At 50.4% G+C, this 23,698-nt stretch carries 23 protein-coding genes and 1 other RNA gene; 13 read left to right on the forward strand and 11 right to left on the reverse strand.

All coding sequences use genetic code 11. From position 1 onward, the window contains the following. Positions 1–18 precede the first annotated feature (18 nt). The 3 genes from tpiA to eno all read left to right on the forward strand — a co-directional run bounded on the left by tpiA (position 19) and on the right by eno (position 3,708). The gene (tpiA, locus tag BA6348_RS05900) at positions 19–777 is read left to right on the forward strand and encodes a triose-phosphate isomerase (protein ID WP_005826937.1); all 759 of its coding nucleotides are present in this window, start codon (positions 19–21) and stop codon (positions 775–777) included. A 15-nt stretch (positions 778–792) separates the two neighbouring features. Next, entirely contained in the window at positions 793–2,334 is a 1,542-nt protein-coding gene (gpmI, locus tag BA6348_RS05905; RefSeq protein ID WP_122953380.1) for a 2,3-bisphosphoglycerate-independent phosphoglycerate mutase, read from the forward strand. An 87-nt stretch (positions 2,335–2,421) separates the two neighbouring features. Beyond that, positions 2,422–3,708, forward strand: coding sequence for a phosphopyruvate hydratase (eno, locus tag BA6348_RS05910; protein WP_007782208.1), 1,287 nt, complete (start codon positions 2,422–2,424; stop codon positions 3,706–3,708). A 152-nt stretch (positions 3,709–3,860) separates the two neighbouring features. Here the strand turns inward: eno and BA6348_RS05915 are convergent, their stop codons facing one another. The 4 genes from BA6348_RS05915 to BA6348_RS05930 form a co-directional block, all read right to left on the reverse strand. Continuing rightward, positions 3,861–4,502: a hypothetical protein gene (locus BA6348_RS05915; protein ID WP_129552173.1), complete on the reverse strand. Its 642-nt coding sequence runs from the start codon at positions 4,500–4,502 to the stop codon at positions 3,861–3,863. Positions 4,503–4,652: 150 nt separating this feature from the next. Next, positions 4,653–5,486 (reverse strand): ABC transporter ATP-binding protein, encoded by an 834-nt coding sequence (locus BA6348_RS05920; RefSeq protein WP_007782211.1) that lies wholly within the window; start codon positions 5,484–5,486, stop codon positions 4,653–4,655. Positions 5,487–5,505: 19 nt separating this feature from the next. Then, on the reverse strand, positions 5,506–6,540 hold the full coding sequence (locus tag BA6348_RS05925; RefSeq protein WP_005826945.1) for a FecCD family ABC transporter permease: 1,035 nt from the start codon (positions 6,538–6,540) through the stop codon (positions 5,506–5,508). After that, positions 6,540–7,547 carry a FecCD family ABC transporter permease gene (locus tag BA6348_RS05930; RefSeq protein ID WP_005826946.1) on the reverse strand — a complete coding sequence of 336 codons (1,008 nt, stop codon included), beginning with the start codon at positions 7,545–7,547 and terminating at the stop codon, positions 6,540–6,542. Before BA6348_RS05930 ends, BA6348_RS05925 begins: the two co-directional genes overlap by 1 nt. A 209-nt stretch (positions 7,548–7,756) precedes the next feature. On the opposite strand from BA6348_RS05930, the gene BA6348_RS05935 reads away from it, so the two are divergent. Then, positions 7,757–8,770, forward strand: a complete 1,014-nt coding sequence (locus tag BA6348_RS05935; RefSeq protein WP_122953382.1) for an ABC transporter substrate-binding protein — start codon at positions 7,757–7,759, stop codon at positions 8,768–8,770. 77 nt (positions 8,771–8,847) lie between these two features. Here the strand turns inward: BA6348_RS05935 and BA6348_RS05940 are convergent, their stop codons facing one another. From BA6348_RS05940 to BA6348_RS05960, 5 genes are all read right to left on the reverse strand, one after another. After that, a complete protein-coding gene (locus tag BA6348_RS05940) occupies positions 8,848–10,101 on the reverse strand; it encodes a YjgB family protein (RefSeq protein ID WP_122953383.1) in 1,254 nt (417 codons plus the stop codon). Then, positions 10,091–10,615 (reverse strand): RNA polymerase sigma factor, encoded by a 525-nt coding sequence (locus BA6348_RS05945; RefSeq protein ID WP_122953384.1) that lies wholly within the window; start codon positions 10,613–10,615, stop codon positions 10,091–10,093. The genes BA6348_RS05940 and BA6348_RS05945 overlap by 11 nt, the downstream gene beginning before the upstream one ends. Positions 10,616–10,735: 120 nt before the next feature. After that, positions 10,736–11,482 carry an ABC transporter permease gene (locus BA6348_RS05950; RefSeq protein ID WP_005826954.1) on the reverse strand — a complete coding sequence of 249 codons (747 nt, stop codon included), beginning with the start codon at positions 11,480–11,482 and terminating at the stop codon, positions 10,736–10,738. Further along, the gene (locus BA6348_RS05955; protein WP_005826956.1) at positions 11,479–12,234 is read right to left on the reverse strand and encodes an ABC transporter ATP-binding protein; all 756 of its coding nucleotides are present in this window, start codon (positions 12,232–12,234) and stop codon (positions 11,479–11,481) included. Before BA6348_RS05955 ends, BA6348_RS05950 begins: the two co-directional genes overlap by 4 nt. 79 nt (positions 12,235–12,313) lie before the next feature. After that, complete coding sequence (locus tag BA6348_RS05960) at positions 12,314–12,709, reverse strand: YqzM family protein (protein ID WP_005826958.1); 396 nt, start codon at positions 12,707–12,709, stop codon at positions 12,314–12,316. Between the two features lie 298 nt (positions 12,710–13,007). On the opposite strand from BA6348_RS05960, the gene secG reads away from it, so the two are divergent. The 5 genes from secG (at position 13,008) to BA6348_RS05985 (ending at position 17,562) form a co-directional block, all read left to right on the forward strand. Next, positions 13,008–13,250 (forward strand): preprotein translocase subunit SecG, encoded by a 243-nt coding sequence (secG, locus tag BA6348_RS05965; RefSeq protein WP_003843341.1) that lies wholly within the window; start codon positions 13,008–13,010, stop codon positions 13,248–13,250. Between the two features lie 143 nt (positions 13,251–13,393). After that, the gene (gene rnr, locus BA6348_RS05970; protein WP_025849014.1) at positions 13,394–15,898 is read left to right on the forward strand and encodes a ribonuclease R; all 2,505 of its coding nucleotides are present in this window, start codon (positions 13,394–13,396) and stop codon (positions 15,896–15,898) included. Between the two features lie 205 nt (positions 15,899–16,103). Beyond that, entirely contained in the window at positions 16,104–16,577 is a 474-nt protein-coding gene (gene smpB, locus BA6348_RS05975; protein ID WP_005826964.1) for an SsrA-binding protein SmpB, read from the forward strand. A 168-nt stretch (positions 16,578–16,745) separates the two neighbouring features. Continuing rightward, positions 16,746–17,102, forward strand: a transfer-messenger RNA (tmRNA) gene (gene ssrA / locus BA6348_RS05980). Positions 17,103–17,310: 208 nt separating this feature from the next. Beyond that, positions 17,311–17,562, forward strand: coding sequence for a hypothetical protein (locus BA6348_RS05985; RefSeq protein WP_242507452.1), 252 nt, complete (start codon positions 17,311–17,313; stop codon positions 17,560–17,562). A 137-nt stretch (positions 17,563–17,699) separates the two neighbouring features. Here BA6348_RS05985 and BA6348_RS05990 read toward each other — a convergent pair whose 3' ends face one another. Then, positions 17,700–18,845: an IS4 family transposase gene (locus BA6348_RS05990; RefSeq protein ID WP_025845287.1), complete on the reverse strand. Its 1,146-nt coding sequence runs from the start codon at positions 18,843–18,845 to the stop codon at positions 17,700–17,702. A 140-nt stretch (positions 18,846–18,985) separates the two neighbouring features. Between BA6348_RS05990 and BA6348_RS05995 the strand changes: the two genes are divergently transcribed. After that, positions 18,986–19,876 (forward strand): site-specific integrase, encoded by an 891-nt coding sequence (locus tag BA6348_RS05995; protein WP_242507453.1) that lies wholly within the window; start codon positions 18,986–18,988, stop codon positions 19,874–19,876. A gap of 40 nt (positions 19,877–19,916) precedes the next feature. On the opposite strand, the gene BA6348_RS06000 is transcribed toward BA6348_RS05995, so the two are convergent. Then, entirely contained in the window at positions 19,917–20,096 is a 180-nt protein-coding gene (locus BA6348_RS06000; protein WP_122953520.1) for a helix-turn-helix domain-containing protein, read from the reverse strand. 344 nt (positions 20,097–20,440) lie between these two features. On the opposite strand from BA6348_RS06000, the gene BA6348_RS06005 reads away from it, so the two are divergent. From BA6348_RS06005 to BA6348_RS06015, 3 genes are all read left to right on the forward strand, one after another. Continuing rightward, complete coding sequence (locus BA6348_RS06005) at positions 20,441–21,649, forward strand: DNA cytosine methyltransferase (protein ID WP_122953519.1); 1,209 nt, start codon at positions 20,441–20,443, stop codon at positions 21,647–21,649. Beyond that, a complete protein-coding gene (locus tag BA6348_RS06010; protein ID WP_005826969.1) occupies positions 21,606–22,427 on the forward strand; it encodes a BsaWI family type II restriction enzyme in 822 nt (273 codons plus the stop codon). The genes BA6348_RS06005 and BA6348_RS06010 overlap by 44 nt, the downstream gene beginning before the upstream one ends. Before the next feature lie 112 nt (positions 22,428–22,539). Continuing rightward, positions 22,540–23,690 (forward strand): IS3 family transposase gene (locus BA6348_RS06015; protein ID WP_369750415.1). Its coding sequence is split into 2 segments (ribosomal slippage): positions 22,540–22,798 and positions 22,798–23,690, totalling 1,152 coding nucleotides; the frame shifts between segments, so codons are not numbered across the junction. Positions 23,691–23,698: the final 8 nt, after the last annotated feature.

Consider the following 23,698-nt stretch of genomic DNA (forward strand, 5'->3'; position numbering starts at 1 on the left):
CGAAGCGGGGGAGTTTGCATGCGGACACCAATTATCGCGGGGAACTGGAAGATGTTCAAGACGATTGCCGAGGCGAAGGCGTTTGCGGAAGAAGCCAAGGCTGGCAACAGCACTTCCGGGGTACAAAAAGTCATTTGCGCGCCATTTACAGCTTTGGCTGCCTTGAAAGAGGCGTTTGCCGGCACAGATATTGCCGTTGGCGCGCAAAACATGCATTTTGCCGAGCAGGGTGCATACACCGGGGAAATCAGCGCGGCGATGCTGAAGGAAATCGGCGTGGAGTACGTGATTCTCGGCCATTCCGAGCGTCGCCAATACTTCAATGAAACAGATGAGAGCGTGAATCAAAAAGTCGTAGCTGCGCTTGCGGCAGGTCTGGTGCCGATCGTGTGTGTCGGCGAAAGCCTGGAGCAGCGGGAAGCAGGCGAAACTGCTCAAGTTGTGCGCACGCAGACGGAAGGGGCGTTTGCGGGCCTGACAGCCGAGCAGGTGGGAAAAAGCATCATCGCCTACGAACCGATCTGGGCGATTGGCACAGGCAAGTCCTCGACTGCCGAGGATGCCAACGAGACGATTTCGTTGATCCGCAGCGTGGTCGCGGAGCGCTTCGGCCAGGCGACAGCGGAAGCCGTGCGTATTCAGTACGGCGGCAGCGTCAAGCCGGAAAACATCGCCAGCTACATGGCGCAGCCGGATATCGACGGTGCGCTGGTCGGCGGAGCGAGCCTGGCTGCGGACAGCTACTTGCAGCTTGTGGCAGGTGCGGCCAAGCGATAGGAGGAGGAGAAACAGATGGCACAAAGACCAAAGCCGGTAGCGCTGTTGATTCTGGATGGCTTTGCCTTGCGCAGCGAAACGTACGGCAACGCGGTAGCGCAAGCGAACAAACCGAACTTTGACCGTTTCTGGAACGAATACCCCCATGCGACGCTGGAAGCGAGTGGACTGGCTGTCGGATTGCCGGAAGGGCAAATGGGGAACTCCGAGGTAGGACATCTGAACATCGGTGCAGGCCGTGTCGTCTATCAAGATTTGACACGCATCACCAAGTCGATTCGCGAAGGCGCCTTTTTTGAAAACGAAACATTGGTAGCTGCCTTCGAGCACGCGAAGCAAAACAACAAGCAGCTCCACCTGTTCGGGCTTTTGTCCGACGGCGGCGTGCACAGCCATATCGAGCATTTGTACGCGATTTTGGAGCTGGCCAAGCGGCAAGATTTTGGCCGCGTCTACATTCACGGCTTTCTCGACGGCCGCGACGTATCGCCGGACAGCGCCGTTGGCTACATTGAGCAACTGCAAGCGAAGATTGCGGAAATCGGCGTAGGCAAAATCGCAACGGTGCAGGGCCGCTACTACGCGATGGACCGGGACAAACGCTGGGAGCGCATCGAAAAAGCGTATCGCGCCATGGTGTATGCGGATGCTCCCGCTTACCGCGATCCGATCCAGGCGGTCAAAGAGTCCTACGAAAAGTCGATCATGGACGAATTTGTCATGCCGACAGTGATTGTCGGCGACGACGACAAGCCGGTGGCGAAGATCGAAAGCGGCGACTCGATCATCTTTTACAACTTCCGTCCTGACCGGGCGATCCAAATTTCGCAAGCATTTACGAACGAGGACTTCCGCGGCTTTGATCGCGGCGAGGGACGCCCGCGCGATCTGCACTTTGTCTGCCTGACCCATTTTTCCGAGACGGTGAACGGATACGTGGCCTACAAGCCTTCCAACCTGGACAACACATTGGGAGAAGTGCTTTCGCAGCACGGATTGAAGCAACTGCGCATCGCCGAGACGGAGAAATATCCGCACGTGACTTTCTTCTTTAGCGGCGGGCGCGAGCAGGAGTTCCCAGGCGAGACCCGCATCCTGATTCCTTCGCCAAAAGTGGCAACCTACGACCTTCAGCCGGAAATGAGCGCTCCCGAGCTGACCGATGCGGTTGTCGCAGAGATTGAAGCGGAGAACTTCGACGCGATCATTCTCAACTTCGCCAACTGCGACATGGTCGGCCACTCCGGGAAAATGGAGCCGACGATCAAGGCCGTCGAAACCGTTGACGCATGCCTGGGCCGCGTGGTTGACGCGATTCTCGCCAAAGGCGGCGTGGCTGTCATCACAGCAGACCACGGCAATGCCGATCTGATGCTGGATGAGGAAGGGCGTCCGATCACCTCGCACAGCACGTATCCCGTGCCTGTGATTGTGACCAAAGCAGGAGAGAAGCTGCGAGAAGACGGTATTTTGGCCGATCTGGCTCCGACCTTGCTCGACCTGCTGGGAGCCGAGCAGCCAGTGGAAATGACAGGCAAATCGTTACTTGCAAAATAGCCCGCTCTAGGACACACTGATAGGTGACTAGATGCCATACAAATACTTGCGGGGCACCTCGCATACTAAAAGGAGATGGATCGAGAAATGGCAATGATTACTGACATTTATGCACGCGAAATTATGGACTCCCGCGGTAATCCAACCGTGGAAGTGGAAGTATATCTCGAAGACGGCTCGATGGGCCGTGCAGCAGTTCCATCCGGAGCGTCCACAGGTGCCTATGAAGCGGTTGAGCTTCGCGATGGCGACAAAGCCCGCTACCTGGGCAAAGGCGTACTGAAAGCCGTAGAAAACGTCAACGAAATCATTGCTCCTGAGCTGATCGGCATGGATGCTCTGGATCAAGTCGGCATCGACATGGCGATGATCCAGCTCGACGGCACGCACAACAAAGGCAAGCTGGGCGCAAACGCGATCCTCGGCGTCTCCATGGCGGTAGCACGCGCTGCTGCTGACTCCCTCGGAGTGCCTCTCTACAACTACTTGGGCGGCTTCAACGCAAGAACATTGCCAGTTCCGATGATGAACATCTTAAACGGCGGCAAGCACGCAGACAACACAGTAGACATCCAGGAATTTATGGTTATGCCAGTAGGCGCAGAGTCTTTCAAGGAAGCGCTGCGCATGGGCGCGGAAATTTTCCACTCCCTGAAAAAAGTGCTGCATGACAAAGGTCTGAGCACAGCAGTAGGCGATGAGGGCGGCTTCGCTCCAAACCTGAAGTCCAACGAAGAAGCGATCACGACCATTCTGGATGCGATCAAGGCTGCTGGCTACGAGCCGGGCAAAGACGTGTTCCTCGCGCTGGACGTAGCAGCGACCGAAATGTTCAAAGACGGCAAATACCACTTCGAAGGTGAAGGCGTTGTGAAAACAACCGAAGAAATGATCGCGTTCTACGAAGACCTGGTAAACAAATACCCGATCATCTCCATCGAAGACGGCTTGTCCGAAGACGACTGGGATGGCTGGAAAGCGCTGACTGACAAGCTGGGCAGCAAAGTACAGCTCGTGGGCGACGACCTGTTCGTGACCAACACCGAGCGTCTGGCGCGCGGTATCGAGTCTTCCACAGGCAACTCCATCCTGGTAAAAGTAAACCAGATCGGTACCCTGACAGAGACGTTTGAAGCGATCGAAATGGCGAAGCGCGCAGGCTACACAGCGGTTATTTCCCACCGCTCCGGCGAAACCGAAGACTCCACCATCTCCGATATCGCGGTAGCTACCAATGCGGGACAAATCAAGACAGGTGCGCCTTCCCGTACCGACCGCGTGGCGAAGTACAACCAATTGCTGCGCATCGAGGACGAACTGGCTGACACTTCCCGTTTTGGCGGACGCGCTGCATTTTACAACCTGAAAAAATAAGGCCATCGGCCAGCAAAAAGAAGCGGTACCTGCGCAGACGATGCGTAAGGGCCGCTTTTTTCATAGAGATAAGATTCTTATCCAGTATAAGTGCAACTAAGGCTGCGCCAAAGGCTCGACGCAGCCAAGTTTTCTCATGCGCAGAGAGATCGCTACTGTAGCCTGGGACAGTTTGGCGGCAGGCGAAAAGGGGTGCAGTCCAAAGCGAGCTTGCGAGGGGGAACGGGGATGGAAGCGGGGCGCGGCGCACACATCCGGCCTATGACCTCTAAGACGACAGGCGCCTCGACGAGAATCTCCAGGCAGAGGAAGACATCCAGCTCAACTGCACCCGTCTGCTGCAACAGCGCAGGATTCGGACGGCATTCCACAGCGGCGAGCCGGCATGTGATGTTTTCGTGGTCCAACGGCTGTGGCAGGCTGAGCGCTACTTCTTCCTCCAGGCAGAGCGGCGCGGGAAGCTCGAACAGCAAATCGCCATCGACGAAAAAAAGCACGCTGAGCGTTGCCTCGACAATGAAGCGGGCAATCGCGATCGGCACGCGCTGGCTGCCTGCCATGTGAACAGCTTGCCGGACGGGAGGCAGCAGGCGGCAGGAGACAGGCAAGCAGGAACAAGGGTGGTCAGGAGGCAGACATTGTACAGATAGCGGCAGCCCGGCACGCAGTCTGTCGTGCAGGGATGAGCGCAAAGGCGCGGGGACAGGGAGCCGGGCGCGGCAATAGCTCGTGACGAACACCCAATCGTACAGTTTTGGCAGGTGAATGTACTGTTCGCGTATCGTATATGGCAAGCTGGCTCTCTCCCTTCCGCATGGCAATGCGTGTCGTTTCTACATACTATGGGCGATGCGGGCAATAGGCATCTGCGGATGTTTTGCTTTTGACATAAAAAAGGACTGAGCCTGTGCGAGAGGTTCAGTCCTTGTGGAGCGGCTGCCGTTTTACGACATCGCGACTGCTTTTTCTTTTGTCTTCACGCTGCCAGAGCCAATCCGGCACTTGCTGTAAGGAATGCACATCGGCGTGCCGTACAGCGGGTCCAGTGTGATCTGGCAGTCCATATCAAACACGGTGCGCACGAGGTCGGTCGTCAGGATTTCTTCCGGCGCGCCCTCGGCCACGACTGTCTGGTTGTGCACGGCGACGATATGGTGCGCGTAGCGGCAAGCGAGATTCAAGTCGTGGAGGACCATGACGATGGTGCGTTGTTCCATTTCATTCAGCTCATACAACAGGTCCAATATTTCAATCTGGTGCGACATGTCCAGATACGTCGTCGGTTCGTCGAGCAGAATCGTTTCGGTCCCTTGCGCCAGTGTCATGGCGATCCAGGCCCGCTGGCGCTGACCTCCGGAGAGGCTGTCGACAGAGCGGTTGGCCAGCTCGGTAAGCTGGGTAGCGGCCAGTGCTTTTGCGACCATTTGCTCGTCTTCCTCTGACCATTGCTGCAGCCAGTTTTGATAAGGGTAGCGTCCCTGCTTGACCAGTTGCTGAATCGTCAAGCCTTCCGGGGCGGTTGGGCCTTGCGGGAGGATAGCCAGACGTTTTGCTACTTCCTTCGTAGACCGCTTGGCGATTGATTCACCCTCTAGCAAAATGGCTCCTTCCTTCGGCTTCAGCAGGCGAGCCAGCGAGCGCAGCAGTGTCGATTTGCCGCTGCCGTTGCTGCCGATGAAAACCGTGATTTTTCCACGCGGGATATTCAGGTTGAGTGCTTCGATGATGTTGCGTTCCCCGTAGGACAAGGTGAGGTTGCGGGTTTCCAAAGCTTGCATGAGGGCAGAACTCCTTTCGCTAGCGATTTCGGTTTTTGTACAGCAAATAGATGAAAAACGGAGCACCGATCGCAGAGGTGAAGACCCCGACAGGCACCTCGATCGGAGAAAAGGCCGTGCGCGCGATCAAATCGGCAGCGAGCACGATGATGGCGCCGAGAAACGCCGACAGCGGGAGCGCACCGCCAAAGGACGGGCCGATTAGCTGTTTGGCGATGTGCGGCGCGAGCAAAGCGACGAAGCTGATGTCTCCTCCGACGGACACGGCTGTTCCGGTCAACGCGGCGCAGATCATGAGCAGAAGGAAACGATCCCATTGCAGCGCGCTGCCCAGGCTCGTCGCGACATCGTCGCCGAGCTGCTGGATGTTGACTCTGCGGGCGAGAACGGCAGCGACTGCAATCAGGATGACGACCCACGGCAAGATCATGAACACATCGTTCCAGTCGACGCCGTAGATGCTTCCCGTCAACCAGAGCAAGGCTTTGTTTTGCAGCAAAAACGGGCTGAACATAATCAAAATGGTGACAAGCGCACCCGCAGCGATCTTGATTCCGACACCGATCATGACGAGACGCAGCGGCGTGACGCCTTTTTTCCACGACAGGGCGTACAGCAGAAACGTCGTCAGCATTGCTCCCAAAAAGGCAGTAGGAGGCAGCCATTTGATGCTCGCTGTTTCAAAGAGAAGCAAAAAGCCTACGGCGGCAACCGAAGCGCCTCCGGCTACGCCAAGCACGTCAGGCGAAGCGAGCGGGTTGCGAATAATCCCTTGCATGATCGCGCCCGCCGCTGCCAAAGCTGCTCCCACCAGGACGGCAATCAGGATGCGCGGAAGCCGGAATTGCTGGACAACCAACGCATTTTCTTCCGAACCGATTCCGAGCAGGACTTTGACGACATCCAGCGGCGCAATTTTCATCTCGCCCATTCCGAGACTGACGACTGCCACAGCCAGGGCAAGCAGCAGCGCGATGGTTGTATACAGCAGCGTTTTTTTATGTAGCTGAAAAGAAAACCGTTTGCCAAAGCGCAGAGGCAGGTATGGCTTCATTATTTATCCAGCCCCTTTCGTGCGACATAGATGAAGAACGGAACACCGATCAGGGCGGTCATGACGCCAATTGGCACTTCGGCAGGCATGGCGATAAAGCGTGCGCCGATATCGGCCAAAAGCAAAAGGATCGAACCGAGCAGTCCGCTGTACAACAGCACCCAATGCGTTTCGATTCCGACAAGATAACGGGCCAGATGCGGCGTGACCAGTCCGACGAAGCCGATCGGGCCAGCGACAGCTACTGCGCAGCCGGAGAGCAGGACGATCACGACACCGATTGAGAGCTTGACGAGCAAAGTGCGCTGGCCGAGACCTTTTGCCACATCGTCGCCCATGAGCAGCGTTTGAATGGGGCGGGCCAGCAGGAAAGCGGCGATCCAGGCGAAGATCATATATGGAAAGACTGTAGCCAAATACTCCAGCTTTCTTCCGCCGACAGAGCCAGCAAGCCAGAAAAGCACCTCGTCGGCAGCTTTTTCGTTGAGTACCATCATCGCGTGGCGGATGGAAGCAGCCAAGGCAGTAATCGCTGCCCCTGCAAGCACCAGCTTGACGGGAGTAAGGCCATCTCTGCCGAATGAGCCGAGCAGGTAGACGATGAACCCGGCTACGGCAGCTCCGAAAAAGGAAATCCACGTAAACTCCGTAAGCGAGCTGATTCCGACAAACGTAACGGCGAAAACGACAAAGAGAGAAGCGCCTGCGTTCAGTCCAAACAGCTCAACATCTGCCACAGGGTTTCTCGTCAGCGATTGCAGCAGGGTACCTGCAAGGCCGAGACAAAAGCCGACCGTCAGCGCATTCAGCACGCGCGGCACCCGAACTTCTTTAATGACAATATGTTCGTTTGTTCCGTTAAAATGGGTATAGGCGTCAATGGCTGTTTGCCAGCTCGTATCAATCACGCCAAACACAAGACTGGCATAGCTGAGGTAAACCAGCAGCAGAATGGCGATAGCCACTCCTAGAATTTTGCGAAAACGGCTTGCTAGTAAAGCATTCATGAGGGCTACATCCTTATCTATGCATGTTGTTCTGTAGGCATTTCGTACCCTGCCCTATAGTAAGTGTAGAGCCGGCCTGACTATGTGTCAATGATTTTGAGAGTCATTATCAATTTATACTTGACGATCACCCTCGCATGAAGGTAGGATAGTCAGTGTTATTGATTTACATTCTCAATTAGCCAAATAGGTAAGGGGGTCCTTGCACCATGTTTTCTCGTACATACCGTACGGCAGGCGGTAAAGTGTTCTTCGCCGTGCTGATGGCGCTTTTGCTGATTGTCACTGGTTGCGGCAATCAACAGGCGACTGAGCAAAAACCTGCAGAACAACAACAACCTGCTGAACAAGCTACAGGCAATTCCGCAGGTTCCGAGCAATCTTATACAGTCAAACACGCGATGGGCGAAACCATCATTAAAGGTACACCACAGCGCGTAGTCATGCTGACCAACCAAGGGACAGAAACCTTGATGGCACTTGGCGTGAAGCCAGTAGGTGCTGTTGGTGCCGCTCATGATCCGACTCAATTCTACGATTTCACCAAGTCCTTCCTGGAAGGCACCAAGTCTGTTGGTACAGAAGGTCAGCCAAACCTGGAAGCAATCGCTGCCCTGAAGCCTGATCTGATTCTCGGTATGAAATTCCGTCATGAAAAAATTTATCAACAACTGTCCGCAATCGCTCCGACCGTGTTCGTAGAAGAGCCACGCGGCGACTGGAAAGCAAACTTCAGCCTGTATGCAGAAGCGGTAAACAAAAAGGCGGAAGGCGAAAAAATCATCGCTGACTGGGAAAAACGTGTAGCCGAGTTCAAGGAAAAAGCAGGCGACAAGCTGAAAACGCAAGTATCCGTCGTGCGTTTCATGCCTGGTAAAGTTCGCATCTACTATAAAGACACCTTCACTGGCGCGATCTTCAAAGACCTGGGTCTGGCTCGTCCAGCTTCCCAAGACAAAGAAGAGTTTGCAGCAGAAGTAACCAAAGAGCGCATTCCAGAGATGGACGGCGACATCATGTTCTACTTCACGTATGAGACAGGAAAAGGCGAAGCGTCCAAGATCGAGCAAGAATGGACAAACGACCCTCTGTGGAAAAACCTGAACGTAGTAAAAGCAGGCAAAGCGTTCAAAGTGGATGATACGATCTGGAACACTTCCGGCGGTGTCATCGCGGCAAACAAAGTGCTGGATGAGCTGGAAGGCTACATCATCGGCAAATAAGCGCAGAGACAAAAAAGACAGGGGCGAGTTGCTCCTGTCTTTTTGCCTGTTTGCATGCGCTGCTGCGGTCTGTGAGGTTACCCTGCCATGTTGTTGACGGTGCCCCGCGGGTAGTAAATGTTCACGTGATCGATGTAGAGGCTCTCCGGTTTGCCCGCAGTTCCGGAAAAGACGATTTTCAGCTCGTAGTCCGGCGTGACCTTGTACGTGTAAATGGTTTGCCCGGCTGCGGTCGCGGTGCTTGTCGGCTTGCCCAATGCTTGCAAAACCTCTGCTTGCGTGATCGCTTGCAGGCGAGGGTCGTAGGAACGAATATCGACGACTTGCATGCCTTTGTTAAAGGCGAAGACCAGTCCGCGATTCTGGTACGTATTGTATGTGAGTCCGTTGACGTAGGAGACGACATCAGGCTTGCCGATTTGTTTTTCGATTTCGTCAAAGACGTCTTTTTCTACCCGATACTCGCTGCCGAGCGTCTGCCCGTTTTTGGCCAGCTCGCGCAAGTCTTGCAGCATGTCGATGTTGCTTCCGTACAGCATCAGGTTTTTGTTGCCTTGCGGGTAGTAGACGTTGTATCTCACGAGAACGAGGTTCGTGTCACCTGCGCTCTTCAAGCCCTGGAAGATGAACTTCACCTGGTATTTGCTCGTCACGTCGTAGGTGTAAATGGTCTGATTGCCAAATTCGCTGACGCGGTTCGGTTTGCCCCACGCTTTTTCCACTTCGGACAAATGGATTTGATGCAAGCGGGGATCGGTCGTGCGGATGTCGACAAGCTGCATGCCTTTGTTGTAGCCGAACACGACGCCGCGCTTCGTATAGGTGGAGTAGGTGAGTCCGTTGGCTTGATCGGTATAGTCTGGCTTGCCCCAGTCTTTTTCGACTTGGTCGAAGACGGTGTTTTCCACGGTGTACGGTGCGGTAAACCCTTTGCCTTTTTCCGCTTCCGTGCGGATCAGCGGCAGCAACTGCTCGGATTGTGGCGTGACAGGTGCAGGGTTTACGGCATTTCCTTTGCCGGCTTCAGGCCCTGGCGAAGCAGATGTCGAGCCGGGCGTCTGGTTGGTCGGATCTGGCAGTGCGCTCTGCTGATTGTTGCTGATGAGGGTTGCTCCCATCCAGATCGTCGCGGCAAGCACGGAGCAGATCGCCAAGCCTTTTCCCAGCCCGGAAAAGCGGCGGGCAGACACAACTGGTTCGGATTGAGTGCGCGAATGCGCGTCGGTGGAACGAATCGTAGACAAAATCGCTTGTTTTTTTCCTTCGGTCATTTTCATGTCAGGCAGTCCTTTCATTTCTTCTAAAAGTTGTTCATCTGTTTTAAATCGCATCGCCTACCATCCCCTTTCTTTCCTGCAAAAGCTGCTCTTTTACCGCCTTCATGGCCCGATGCATGGTGACGTTGACCTTGCTTTCCGACCAATCCAATATTTCAGCGGTTTCCTTGGAGGATAGTCCCTTGATCCCGCGAAGGATCAGTACCTCGCGATAGGTGGGCTTCATTTGCCGCAGCGCATGGTACAGCGCTTGCTGTTCGTCGTGCAAATGCAAAATCTCCTCTGGCGTCTTTTCTTCGGATTGAACTTTGGCGAGCCATTTGTCCGGCAGCCAGTTGCGAAATCGTTGTTTTCTGGCGAAGTCGATTGCCGTATGCCTGGCGATGGTGAGCAGCCATGTCTTCGGTTGCGATCTGCCTTCAAACGTTTCCAGTGACCGCAGCGCCTTGAGGAATACATCCTGGACGAGATCTTCCACGTCTTTGTTTCCGGTATAGTAGACGAGAAACTTGTAGATGTCGTCGCTATAGCGCAGAAACCATTGCTCAATGATGTTGTTTTTGTCCATAGCTGAACCACCTTTTTGCTTTCTACTTGTAATTTGACGACCAAGGTGCGCTTTCATTACAAAAGACGAAAAAAACTGCCGGAATTATGACCGACAGTTTCTGGAAATTCGTTTTTTTAGTTAGTGGTGAAGCATGGCGTCGCGGGTAAACCAGAGCCGATAGCTCAGCATGCTGATGAGGACAGCAGAGACAGCGGCAGAGGAACTGAAGCTGAGCATGATGAGAATTTGGTAGCGGACGGCTTCGACCGGGCTTGCGCCGGCGATAATCATGCCGGTCATCATTCCGGGAAGCTGAACGAGCCCGATTGTTTTCATCGTGTCAAACGTAGGGATCATGCTCGCTTTGACGGCGCGCTTCAATACCGCTTGAACGGCCTGGCGGGGAGTCGCACCCAGGCAGAGCAGCGTCTCGATCTCGCCACGGGAAGTTTCCACTTCGCGGTTCATATGGGAGAGGAACAAGCTGCAAACGATCATGGAGCTACCGATAATCATGCCGCTCATGGGAATGAGGTACTGGGGCGTAGGCGTGACCAGTCCGAGTGTTACCAGCAGTCCCATGGTGACCAGCTCCGTGATCGAAAGCGAAATCGCGATCCGCCAAAAAATGCCGCGCAGCTTTTTCCCTTTGCTGGCGGCGTTCCAGGAGGCGACCGCAATCATCATGGCGATAATCAAGAGGATGAACAGCAGGCTGTCCGCGTGGAAAACAAACTGCAGCACGTAGCCGATGACCAGCAACTGCAAGGTGGAACGGACCGTGCCGATGGCGATTTCTTTTTCCAGCCCAAGCCTTTGCCATAGAGAGAGGAGGAGGGCGATCAATACGAAGGCAAAGGCGATCCAGATGGATGTATAGGTCATGAGTGCACCTCTCTCGCTGTGTGCGCATGCGCGCTTTGCAAAAAGTCGCGGGCTTGTATCGTGGGCGGCGCGTGGAAAAAGGAGTGGCTGGGCAGGTCAGCCTGTAGTTGGTGCTCCGCCAGAAACCAGATGCGCTGACAACGGCTGCGGGCCTCCTCCAGATCATGCGTGACCCAGAGAATGGTCGTGCCTGACTGCTCATGCAAATCGACGAGCAACTGCTCCGTGGCCTGTTTGCTGGCCGTATCGAGCGAGGCCGTCACTTCGTCCAGCAAAAGGACGTCCGGCTGCAGTAGCAAGGTGCGGATAAGGGCAAGCCGTTGCTTTTCTCCGCCAGAAAGCTGGTCGGCCGGCTTTGACCAGTCGACCTGCTCCAAATGAAGCTGCTCGCACAGGGCGCGAGCGAGCTTTTCATCGAATGAGCGCTGATGCAGCACGCTTACGGTACGCAAATTGTCTTCCACTGTGCCCGGCAGCATGATCGCCTGCTGAGCGACGTAGCTCACTTTCATGCGCCAGGCGCCGCTCTCCCACTGGGTCATTTCTTTTTGCGCGAGCCGGACCGTACCGCTGTCTGGCGGCAAAAGACGACCGAGAATGCGCAGCAGCGTGCTTTTTCCCTGCCCCGATTTTCCAAGGATTCCGATAATGGCAGGTTCCGGGATGATCGCGTTCAGGTCGTGGAAAAGCCAGTGGCCGGAGGGCGAGAGGACTTTTTTGCCCAAAGCTTCAATCTCCATGACGGTACTCATGCAAAAATCCTCCCATCAACGGGAAAACACCGAAGAGGACGAGTCTCCGGTGTTTCTCCAATACAGGCTATCTATGTACTTATTTATGCTCCGACAGCCATTGTGCAACCGCTTGAATTTCCGGTTGTTTTTTCAGCATTCCTGGAGGCATGCCGCCTTTACCTTCTTTGATAATTTTGGCGATGTCTTCAGCGCTGAGAGTTGCCCCGACTTTAGTCAGGTTCGGACCAGCGATCCCCTCCAGATTTTGTCCATGACAGGAAGCACAGTTTTGCTTGAAAATAGCTTCAGCATCAATGTTGGCAGTAGGTGCACCGCCACCTTGCGCTTCTTCTCCATGTTTTGGTGGGAAAATAATCGATCCTACGAGTGCAATGAGAAAAACTAGAAACAAGATACCAAACGAAGTGAAAAAGGCCTTCGCGGAATCAATTACGTCGTTTTGATTCATGTCTTTTTTGTTGGACCCAGCCATTGACAAAGACCTCCCGAAGCAAATAATAAAGGTTCAACTGCAATTTTACGGCAAAATCTTGACAGTTGCAAGGCGACGGCCAAACAGACAAAGAAAGTACACAATTTGCCAATTTTGTGTAAACAATCTTTTCTAGTATTGTCGCTTATATTGTGCGTAAAACAGGCAAATATTATTTCACGGTAGTTTGGTTTATATATAATGGAAGGGATAGCGGGTTGCTGTTACCTGACAAGTATGATAAAGTGTTTATATTGGTTTTTTACCGCCTTGGAAATCCGTTTTGAGGTGAATGAAGATGGCATTGGCTGCGAAAATTTTACTTGTGATCGCAAGTATTGGCTTAATTATCGTCGTGTTGCTGCAATCTGGAAAAAGTGCCGGCCTTTCGGGAGCGATTGGTGGCGGTGCAGAGCAACTGATGGGCAAGCAAAAAGCCCGTGGGATTGACGCACTTTTAGGGAAACTGACCGTTGTGTTTGCGGTTGCTTTCATGATTTTTGCGATTTTGCTCGGATATTTCTTGAAAACAGGAGCGTAATAGACGAATAGCCGAAAGACAGCGAGTGCGACTTGCTGTCTTTTTCGCTATTCCGATTGCGATGTAGATGAACGGTGAATACTACATAGTAATGGATAAATGGAGGAGCGCGGTAGAGCCACGCGAAAAAAGGAGGTTTGTGAATGACAGATCAAGAAAAGATACTCGCGTTCATGCGGGAGCAAGCTTATCACCCTATGACGGTGAAGGAGCTGGAGGAAGCGTTTGAGCTCAAGGACTCGGCTTCCTTCAAGGAGCTGGTGAAAACGCTGAACGCACTGGAAGCGAGCGGCGAGGTAATTCGCACGCGTGCGAACCGATACGGCGTGCCGGAAAAAATGAACCTGGTGCGCGGGCGTCTGCAAAGCCATCCAAAAGGCTTCGGATTTATTATTCCGGAAACGCCTGACATGGAAGATATATACGTCCACGCCAACGACATGAATGGAGCGATTCACGGCGACACCGTGCTCGTGCGTGTCGAGAAGGAAGCGGGCGGCAATCGCCTGGAAGGGCGAATTATTCGCGTCGTCGAACGGGGCATGACCCAGGTTGTGGGGACGTTCAAGGATGAGACGTACTACGCGTTTGTGATTCCGGATGAGAAACGGATCGGCAAAGATATTTTTATCCCGAAAAACGCATATAACGGAGCGGTAGACGGCCACAAGGTCGTCGCCAACATCGTCCGCTACCCGGAAGGACGGGTCAATCCCGAGGGAGAGATCGTAGAAATTCTGGGGCATAAAAACGATCCGGGTGTGGACATTTTGTCCATCATCCGCAAGTTCAACCTGCCGGAAGCATTTCCGGAGGATGTGCTGGCCGAGGCAGAAGCGGCGCCGGACGAGATTTCGGAAGAGGAGATCAAGGGACGCCGCGACCTGCGCGACCGGATGATGGTCACCATCGACGGAGCAGACGCCAAGGACCTGGACGACGCCGTTTCGCTCGAAGTGCTGGAAAACGGCAATGTCAGGCTCGGTGTGCATATTGCCGACGTCAGCTATTACGTCCGCGAAAAATCGGCTCTGGATAACGAAGCGTATCGCCGGGGCACGAGCGTCTATCTGGTCGACCGCGTCATCCCGATGCTGCCGCACCGTTTGTCCAACGGGATATGCAGTCTGAATCCAAAGGTAGACCGACTGACGATCTCCTGCGACATGGAGATGGACCAAAACGCGCAACTCGTGAAGTACGATATTTTTCTCAGCGTGATTCGCACGAACGAACGCATGACGTATGCCGATGTGCGCAGCATCCTGGAAGACAAGGACGAAGCCTTGATCGAGAAGTACAGCGAGCTCGTCCCGATGTTCCAGGAGATGGAGAAGCTGGCGTTGAAGTTGCGTTCCAAACGGATGCAGCGCGGCGCAATCGACTTCGATTTCCGCGAAGCGAAAATTTACGTCAACGATGAGGGCACCCCGACAGACATCGGGTTCCGCACGCGCTCCATCGCGGAGCAGATCATTGAGGAATTTATGCTGGCGGCCAACGAAACAGTGGCCGAGCATTTCCACTGGATGAAGCAGCCGTTTATGTACCGGATTCACGAAGACCCGAACGCCGAAAAGCTGATGGCCTTCATGGAGTTCATCACCAACTTCGGCTACTCGATCCGCGGCAAGGGCAACTCCGTCCACCCGCGCGCCCTGCAGCAGCTTTTGGAAGAGGTAAAAGGCACGCCGGAAGAGATTATCATCAGCACGGTCATGCTACGTTCCATGAAGCAAGCGCGCTACGACGCGGAAAGTCTGGGTCACTACGGCTTGTCCACCGAGTTTTACACGCACTTTACGTCGCCGATTCGCCGCTACCCCGACCTCATCGTCCACCGCCGCATTCGCGAGTGGATCGAGCAGGGCAACAACCTGTCGGAGAAGCGCCTGGCGTACTGGGCCGAGCAGATGCCGATTATCGCCGAGCACGCCTCCCAGCGCGAGCGGCTGGCGGTAGATGCCGAGCGCGAGACAGACGACCTGAAAAAAGCCGAGTTCATGAAGGAGCGCGTCGGAGAGGAGTTCGAGGGCGTCATTTCCAGTGTGACCTCGTTCGGGCTGTTTGTGGAGCTGCCCAACACGATCGAGGGCCTGGTGCACATCAGCTTCCTGACCGACGACTACTATCATTACCACGAAAAAATGTACGCGCTGGTAGGCGAGCGGACGGGCAAGCAGTACCGCATCGGGGATGTAGTGCAGGTCCGCGTGGCGAACGTCAACGTGGATGAGCGCACCATCGACTTCGAGATCGTCGGCATGACCAAGGCAGCCGGATTCCGCGGCAGCCGCGAGCGCACGCCGCGCGTCATCGACGGCCGGGGCACAGGTCGCAAGCCGACTCGCGGCAAGCAGGATCGCTCCCGCGGTGGCCGTCCCGAGCGGCCAGATCGCCAAAAGGCCAAAAAGCACCCGGCGGAAATCCGCCAGAAGTACAAGGATCGCCGCAAAGGCGAAGGGAACAAAGCTTCGCGCGGCCCAGCTTCCGGTCCAGCAACTGGAAACAAAGACGTCCTGCCGATTGGGCAGGGTGGAGAAGAGGCCCAAGGGGAGCAGCAGAAGGGCTTCTGGGAAGATTTTGTCCGCTCCAAAAAGAAAAGCCGCAAGAATGTAGTCAGCCAGGCGAAACGGAAGCGGCGTTAATTAAACGGTTGTGTAAGGGGCTTTCCGTACAGGGGAGGCCCCGGCAAGCAGGCAGAGACGAGCTTGAACAGGGAGGAGACTTCCTGTTTGCGATCGGGGGGACGCGGCAAACACGGCAGTTACCCGGCAAATGTCTTGCCACAGCGGGCAAAATTTGCTAGACTAACTGTTACGAAACGCAGTACGTACAAGCGAGGTGATCTCCATGTCAAAAGATAAAGCCGGAACCAAGACAGTCGCCCAAAACCGAAAAGCGCGCCACGATTACCACATCGAGCAAGTATTCGAAGCAGGGATTGCCCTGACCGGTACGGAGATCAAGTCGGTGCGTGCCGCGCGTGTCCAGCTCAAGGACAGCTTCGCTCGCGTACAAAACGGCGAGCTGCTTCTGTACAACGTGCACATCAGCCCGTACGAGCAGGGCAACCGTTTCAACCACGAGCCGGAGCGTACCCGCAAGCTGTTGATGAGACGGCTGGAAATCCTCAAGCTGAACGGCCTGATTCGCGAAAGAGGCTACTCGCTGGTCCCGCTGAGCATTTATTTGAAAGGCGGCTGGGCCAAAGTCGAGCTCGCACTCGTCAAAGGGAAGAAGAACTACGACAAGCGCGAAGACCTCAAGAAAAAGGACGCTGCCCGCGAAGTCGAGCGCGCCCTGCGCGAACGCCAAAAGGCCTGAGCGCTGCCTAACTGGTTTGCTTTGGCAGGCCTGGCAGCAATCGACGTTGAGTTTTGCCTGCCGCTTGTGCTATATTAAATAGGCAGCAAGCAATACACCATTTTGTACACAACAGTCTAGGTGCGGATCAATGGCTCTTCACCTAGGCTTTTTCTCACCTTATACCATGGGGGCGTTCTGGATTCGACGGGGATGGTAGAGCATGAGAAGCGAGCCGGGGGGTTGCGGACCTCGTCACCAACGCAAACGCCATTAACTGGCAACAAACAACTTTCTCTCGCTGCTTAATAACCAGTGAGGCTCTCCCACTGCATCGGCCCGTGTGCCGTGGATAGGGCTCAACTTTAACGGGCTACGCCGGAGGCTTCCGCCTGGAGCCAAAGGAAGAAGACCAATCAGGCTAGGTGCCAGGTCAGCGCGTCACTCCGCGAATCTGTCACCGAAACTCTAAACGAGTGACTGCGCTCGGAGATGCTCATGTATCGCTGTTTTCGGACGGGGGTTCGAATCCCCCCGCCTCCACCAATACATACTTGATATGCCAAGGGATTTCGGTGTATTAGATAAGAAAAAGTAGCCGATTTGTAGCCGATAGGTTTTTTAATATAATTATTGAGTTACCCCAGTAGCCCTTATGACTACTGGGTTTTTGCTTGTTATTTAATGTTAGATCGTGTTATCTTGTATTAGTAGGCGAAAACTCCCCTCGTAAGTTTAAGGAGCGTGAATACAAATGGCAGGACACTATATAAAGCTTGAGAGTGGAAAGTATAGGGTAACGATGGACTATGGAATTATAAACGGTGAGAGAGTAAGAAAAAATAAAAACGTCTCTACCGAAGCAGAAGCAAAAAAACTACTTAATGAATTTGAGTATAATCAGCAAAGAAATTTACTTGTACAAAACAGCAAGATGACACTGGCTGAGTTCCTTGAACACTGGATGGACAATTATGTGAAATCATTAGCGTTGCATAAAAAATGAATCCATCTATTGTCAAATTATTCTGAATGACATTTTCAACTTCACAACCAAAAACGAGAACAGCCAAGCAAAAGGTAGCCACTATCCATTTGGTAGTTTTATACATTTATTACAACATCGACAACAACAAACAACACTTACTTCCTTTTCTGTCGCCCTCTGGATGTTCGTTTGGATTGGTAATCCATTCTGCCTATCCATTGTTCAAAGGTCTGCCAGAGAAACACTTTGAGCCATCTACTGATTTGCAGCAGACTGTGCTGACTGTTTCTTTCCAGCTTTACAAGAAGCAACAAGCAGTAAGCAATGAGAGCGAGAAAAACTTGATTCCAGACCGCATTTTCACTTGTTCCATAGAACGTCTTGATCTTTGCGTGTTGTTTCATCCATTTGAAAAACAGTTCTATTTGCCAGCGCCAACGGTAGATGTCGCTCAATTCTTCTGCTTCTAAGTCGAACCGATTGGTGATGATTCGAATACGATTTCCTTTCGAATCATGCGTTTCAATCAGTCGTAACACATTATCCACCCGTTTTTGTGGCGTTCCAAGAAGGATCATGGAGTCAGATAAAACGGAGCTTTCTGGTGGTACTTTGAAAGTATACAAATGACGAGTTTCCGCGTTATCCTTGAGACGTGAAGCAAAAAAGATGCCCTGATCGGTATACTCATCGAACTTTTCATAATCCACGTACCCTCGATCAAAGACGTACATGGCTCCGATCTCATCAATCAGCGACTCCATTTGGGTGCGGTCATTGGATTTGGCACAAGTTAGGGAAATCTTTTCAGGATAGACATCCTCCTGGCTTGCGAAAACGAGACGAAGATGAATTTTGATTCCTGCCTTTGTTTCGCGAAAGGTTGCCCACTTATACTTTTGCAAACATAATCCAATTGTAGTGGAATCAATGATCTTTATGTGTTTTCGAAGAGAGCAGGCTTTTCCAGAAACGCGTTGAATTTGCTGGACAAGGTCGACAAAAACTTCTTCAAGCAAAGCAGGTTCTACCCGATTGTTTTTTCGACTAAGCTGTGCGGGGCTGATCGATGACAGTCCTAATTCTTGCTGAAATTTCTTTGATAGAACATCGTCAGCAATGGCTCGAAGCCCTTCGCGTTGCTGAAGTTGGGCATGTAAAAATAGGAGAAGATACGCTTTTGTCGTCAGCTTCTTCACGTACTTGTCTTGATCCGTTTCGTCAATTCGTTGTTGAAGTTTCATAATATTGATGGGTGCAACCCATTTACCAAATGAAGAAAATAGGGTATTCTTGTCCATGAGCTATCCTTTGCGTTGGATTTGGACAGGAACTACCTGACCTTTCCAGTGTAAAGGATTTTTTTGTTCCCTAGACAACCAAATACCAAAGATTATGTGTATTTTGAATGATGGGAAAAGATTAATGCAACGCTAGTGATGTGAAATACAATTGTGAAGAAACCACTGCTTATGGCTATAGAAATATTATCAACAAACATCTTACTCCATTTATGGGAAATGTTGAATTACAAAAACTTCAGCCAGCACATATACAACAATACTACAAGCATTTGATGGATAATACGGGACTATCACCGAATACAGTCCATAAGCATCATGCAACTATCCGTAAAGCACTTGATTACGGCTTGAAACAGCAGTTAGTTTATAGAAATGTAGCTGATGCAGTATCGTTACCACGAAAGAAAAAATTTGAAGGAAAGTCCTATACAAGAGAGCAGTTAAGAATTTTGCTTGAGAAAGTAACGGATACCAAAATAGAACTTCCTGTATATCTTGCAGGATATTTGGGATTGAGACGTGAGGAAATATGTGGTTTGCGATGGAAGAATATTGACTTCACGCAACGAATCATCCATATAAATGAAGTTCGGGTTAGTGCGGGCAATAGAACCATAGTCAAAAGCCCAAAAACTGAGAAGAGTCAAAGGACATTGTATATAACCGATGAGTTATACGATATTTTAATTAAGAACAAAGCCAGATACGATGAATATAAAAAAATTCTCGGCAGTGAATTTGATGATACAGGGTATATTTATGCGAAGGAAAATGGAAAACCGTATAAGGTCAATTATATTACAGATCAATTCAGGGAATTCCTTGAAATTCATGATTTACCAAAAATTAGGTTACATGATCTGAGACACACTTTTGCCAGCATCTTATATGATGCAGGAGTTGATCTAAAGGCAATATCTGAAGCTCTCGGTCATTCGGACTTGGGAACAACAAACAAAATCTATGCACATAGATTTGACATAAACCATATGAAAACTGTCACTGCCATCAGTGAGGCATTAAAATAAAGAGAAACCTCCTGCAAGTCGTCTCGCAGGAGGTTTCTCTTTAAGAAGCAATGGTTTGTTGATTTATCCAGGCAATAAGTCCATCGTAAGGTATACGGATTTGTTTTCCTACTTTAATATGTGGAACGCCATTTTTGATCAGATCATACATGACGTTTCTCCCAACTCTTAAAATGCTTCTTGCCTCTTCAACTGTAAGTAAGTTCAAGTTTCTTTCCATAAATTCATGACCCTCTCTATTTTTGTATATTGATTTTTCTTTTGCTTTATGAGTCAAGTATAAGAAAAAAACAAGCTCTTGTAGTTAGAAAATCGGGTCTATCCGCTCTGAGGTTTAGTACAGTAAAGTAGTAAAGTGGCTTGGGATTTTATTTCACTTCTAAACTATGATATGGAATATTTCCATTAATCCATTTTAACAATGGTAGTTTCTTTGTGGTATCCATTATCTTGTAGTATGATCTGAGTAAGAACATATGTTTCTGTTATTGTAAGTTATCTACGATTGCAGAATGTAAGCATTGATAATAAACTATTGATATTGGGAAGGACAAGGTGGATAACATGAAAACTATAACTCACATTGATTGTTTTTCTGGTCCAGGTGGCATCTGTACAGGTTTTAGAGCTTCTGGGATAAAAACTGTATTAGCAATTGAAAAAGTTGAAAGCTGTGTTGAAACGTATACAGCTAATCACTCTGTACCAGTTATTCACAAAGACATTCGTGAGGTTACAGAACAAGATATTAGGCAGTTTGTAAAAGGAGAAGTGGATATACTGACTTCTGGTATGCCTTGTGAAACTTTTAGTACCGCAGGGTCAAAATCGAGAAGTTTTTACGATCATAGGCAATTTTTGTTTATGGAAGCAATTAGAATTGCAGAAATTGTTAATGCAAAAATGATATTATTTGAGAATGTACCTGCGATTACAACCAAAAAAATTGAAAAAAACGGCGAGAAATTAATTGTTCAGGAAATTTTTGAACAGCTTGAAAAGCATGGATACAAATATCATATTGATGTGATATTGAATTCAGCAGATTTTGGTGTTCCACAATATAGGGAACGATATTTTATTTTGGCAAGTAAGCTAAAAAAAGACTTGCATGTGCCAGCTCCATTGATGCAAGGTCATGTTACTGTAAAAGAAGCTTTGATAGATCTCCCAAGTGTTGAGGCAAATTCAAAGAAGGAAGCGAAAAACTATCTGAATATAGATTCGGCATACACCAGACTTATGAAGGATAATAATTTTTGGAAACTTGATCAACCCGTTACAGAAATCACTTACCATTTACCTCCGAATCATCGTGAAGGTACACTTAGACGGTTCTCAATGATAAATCAGGGGGAAGGTCTTAAAGATTTGTTTGATAAACTGTCGCCAGAGGAGATTGAAAAGCTTCAAGGCGAGCGGGTGTTGCCGAAAAAATGGTATATCCAGAGGAATAGAAGATTAAAAGCTGATCAGCCAAGCGTTACTGTAACATCTCATTGCCTCGATGAATTGTTACATCCATTTGAAAATCGCTCATTAACTGTTAGGGAAGTTGCACGCCTTCAGGGTTTTCCAGATAACTATGACTTCAGAGGCGGCCCTTTTATTTGCCCTCATATTTATGAAACGCAAGATAAATATGAACAAATAGGTGATGCTGTTCCTCCGCTGTTAGCATATCACTGGGGGAAAACTATCCAAGAAATCTTAAAGGAGAAGGCGAAGAATGATATCGAATCATGTGGATTATTGTATTCAGAAGTACAATGATATATTTTTAGCGGAAATAAAAGCTGGTAAAGATGAGAGTTTTGCACAAAAAAAGGCAATTAGGGATTCAACTATTGAAGCAATGAGGACTTTTCAGCATGTTGAGCCAGCGGAAATTTGGAAAGCTGTGTACACTGCACATATTCACAGAAAATCAGGAATTGTTGATACAGAAGTAATAAAACAAATTGTATCAGCCGAGAATAGTTGGAAAAAGTCAAGTGGACATGCATTTGAAGAAATGATTAAACTCTTAGGTAACTTGGTCTTAGAGGATAAAGGAATAACCATACATCTACAGAAAGAATTAAACCATTTAATCAGAGACAAGGAAATTCATAATGAGGTAAGAGATATTAGTTGGTTAAAAGAGCAGATAACATCAAGCGTATTTGACCTGTATATTTCTGTACTCAAAGATAACAAAAGATATGTTTTTGGTTGTATACAAAGTAAAACGAGCATCCGTGATAGAGTTACACGGGATAGAGAACCTTCGATGCATGCAATGGAAGCATTTTTTTGGTCAACAGCGATTGTGTTAGATGGAGATTTTTTGAAGCTACCAAAATTCAAAGCAATGGTCAACGGTGGAACAACGGAATATGTAAATAATGGTTGGCATGGAATGTATGTTTTTTCAGATCAATACACTGATGGAAGGATCTATCCGTTAGATATTGATCTTACAACCTTTGTTGAACATGCTCAAAAAGCCTCACATTATTGGTTGACACAAAGACAGTGGTTTAATAGTGAATGGAATGCAACTAATTAGCAAGTATCCTTTAAAAGCCTTCGTTGTATGGTATTATCCCCTCATGGTAGACAGTGAAAAAAGACCTCATGGTATGATGAGATCAACACTGTTGACCGGAGGGGATTTTCTTATGCCGCCACGTAAAGGGCAAAAACAGCAGCAATATGACGAAGCAACGAAGAGCGAAGCAGTACGTTTGCGGGTTGAGGAGCATTGGAGCTACCCAATGATAATGGAGAAATTAGGCATTAAAAGTAAGACGCAGATTCGGGAGTGGGTACAGAAACGGCAAAACGGTGAAACGTTTGAAGACTATAGAGGGCGATGGATCAAGAAGTATTTCAGCAGTCTAGAGGAAGAGAACAACTACTTGAAAGCGCAGGTCGAATACCTAAAAAAGCTCAATCCAAATCTACACGGGGAGGGAAGTTGGATAAGCAAACCCGGTTTAGGACGATCGAAGAAATGAGTCGCAAGTACGCTGTGGTCATGCTATGCGAAATAGCGGAGGTCTCCCGGGCGGGCTACTACAAGTGGAAGGCGACGGAGAAGGTTCGTAAGGTACGTGTGGAGCAGGATGCCGACCTAAAGGAACATATACTGGCAATTCACCGCATTCGCCCATACTTTGGGTATAAACGAATGCGCACGGCTCTACGCAAAGAGGGACTACAAGTAAATACGAAGAAAGTTCGCCGACTGATGCGAGAATTGGGCATCCGCTCAGTGATCCGCAAAAAGCGTCCATTTGCCGGCCGCAAGCCCTCCATCGTGTTCAACAATGTCCTTAATCGCCAGTTCGCTGCGGACGAGGCTAGAAAGAAATATGTAACCGATATTACCTATATTCGAGTCGTCGATGACTTCATTTATCTGTCCGTGGTCCTGGATCTGTATAATAACGAAACGGTTGCTTGGGAAGTGTCGGAGAGAAACGATCTTGATCTTGTGCTGTCTACGGTGAAGCAACTGGGTAATGGAGATGCGATCCTGCACTCCGACCAAGGATTCCAGTACACTACCAAGACATACGCAAATCTGTTGCAAGAACAAGGGCTAACCGGAAGCCATTCCAGACGGGGGAACTGCTTCGACAACGCTTGTGTTGAATCGTTTTTTTCACACCTGAAGACGGAAAAGTTGTATCTGGAGAAACCAAGAGATATAGCTCACGCTCGCAAACTGATCGCTGAATACATCGAATTCTACAATACAGAACGGTTCCAGAAAAAACTCGGCGACCTCTCCCCAGTCCAATACCGGGAATCGATCGCCGCTTAAGATAGCGT

It is taken from the genome of Brevibacillus agri (genome assembly GCF_004117055.1).
Lineage (GTDB): Bacteria > Bacillota > Bacilli > Brevibacillales > Brevibacillaceae > Brevibacillus > Brevibacillus agri.

Bases quoted from the DNA above. Each gene is read 5' to 3' on its own strand.
- tpiA (WP_005826937.1), top strand. From the start codon at position 19: ATGCGGACACCAATTATCGCGGGGAACTGGAAGATGTTCAAGACGATT.
- gpmI (WP_122953380.1), top strand. From the start codon at position 793: ATGGCACAAAGACCAAAGCCGGTAGCGCTGTTGATTCTGGATGGCTTT.
- eno (WP_007782208.1), top strand. From the start codon at position 2,422: ATGGCAATGATTACTGACATTTATGCACGCGAAATTATGGACTCCCGC.
- BA6348_RS05920 (WP_007782211.1), bottom strand. From the start codon at position 5,486: ATGCAAGCTTTGGAAACCCGCAACCTCACCTTGTCCTACGGGGAACGC.
- BA6348_RS05925 (WP_005826945.1), bottom strand. From the start codon at position 6,540: ATGAAGCCATACCTGCCTCTGCGCTTTGGCAAACGGTTTTCTTTTCAG.
- BA6348_RS05930 (WP_005826946.1), bottom strand. From the start codon at position 7,547: ATGAATGCTTTACTAGCAAGCCGTTTTCGCAAAATTCTAGGAGTGGCT.
- BA6348_RS05935 (WP_122953382.1), top strand. From the start codon at position 7,757: ATGTTTTCTCGTACATACCGTACGGCAGGCGGTAAAGTGTTCTTCGCC.
- BA6348_RS05940 (WP_122953383.1), bottom strand. From the start codon at position 10,101: ATGCGATTTAAAACAGATGAACAACTTTTAGAAGAAATGAAAGGACTG.
- BA6348_RS05945 (WP_122953384.1), bottom strand. From the start codon at position 10,615: ATGGACAAAAACAACATCATTGAGCAATGGTTTCTGCGCTATAGCGAC.
- BA6348_RS05950 (WP_005826954.1), bottom strand. From the start codon at position 11,482: ATGACCTATACATCCATCTGGATCGCCTTTGCCTTCGTATTGATCGCC.
- BA6348_RS05955 (WP_005826956.1), bottom strand. From the start codon at position 12,234: ATGAGTACCGTCATGGAGATTGAAGCTTTGGGCAAAAAAGTCCTCTCG.
- BA6348_RS05960 (WP_005826958.1), bottom strand. From the start codon at position 12,709: ATGGCTGGGTCCAACAAAAAAGACATGAATCAAAACGACGTAATTGAT.
- secG (WP_003843341.1), top strand. From the start codon at position 13,008: ATGGCATTGGCTGCGAAAATTTTACTTGTGATCGCAAGTATTGGCTTA.
- rnr (WP_025849014.1), top strand. From the start codon at position 13,394: ATGACAGATCAAGAAAAGATACTCGCGTTCATGCGGGAGCAAGCTTAT.
- smpB (WP_005826964.1), top strand. From the start codon at position 16,104: ATGTCAAAAGATAAAGCCGGAACCAAGACAGTCGCCCAAAACCGAAAA.
- BA6348_RS05985 (WP_242507452.1), top strand. From the start codon at position 17,311: ATGGCAGGACACTATATAAAGCTTGAGAGTGGAAAGTATAGGGTAACG.
- BA6348_RS05990 (WP_025845287.1), bottom strand. From the start codon at position 18,845: ATGGACAAGAATACCCTATTTTCTTCATTTGGTAAATGGGTTGCACCC.
- BA6348_RS06000 (WP_122953520.1), bottom strand. From the start codon at position 20,096: ATGGAAAGAAACTTGAACTTACTTACAGTTGAAGAGGCAAGAAGCATT.
- BA6348_RS06005 (WP_122953519.1), top strand. From the start codon at position 20,441: ATGAAAACTATAACTCACATTGATTGTTTTTCTGGTCCAGGTGGCATC.
- BA6348_RS06010 (WP_005826969.1), top strand. From the start codon at position 21,606: ATGATATCGAATCATGTGGATTATTGTATTCAGAAGTACAATGATATA.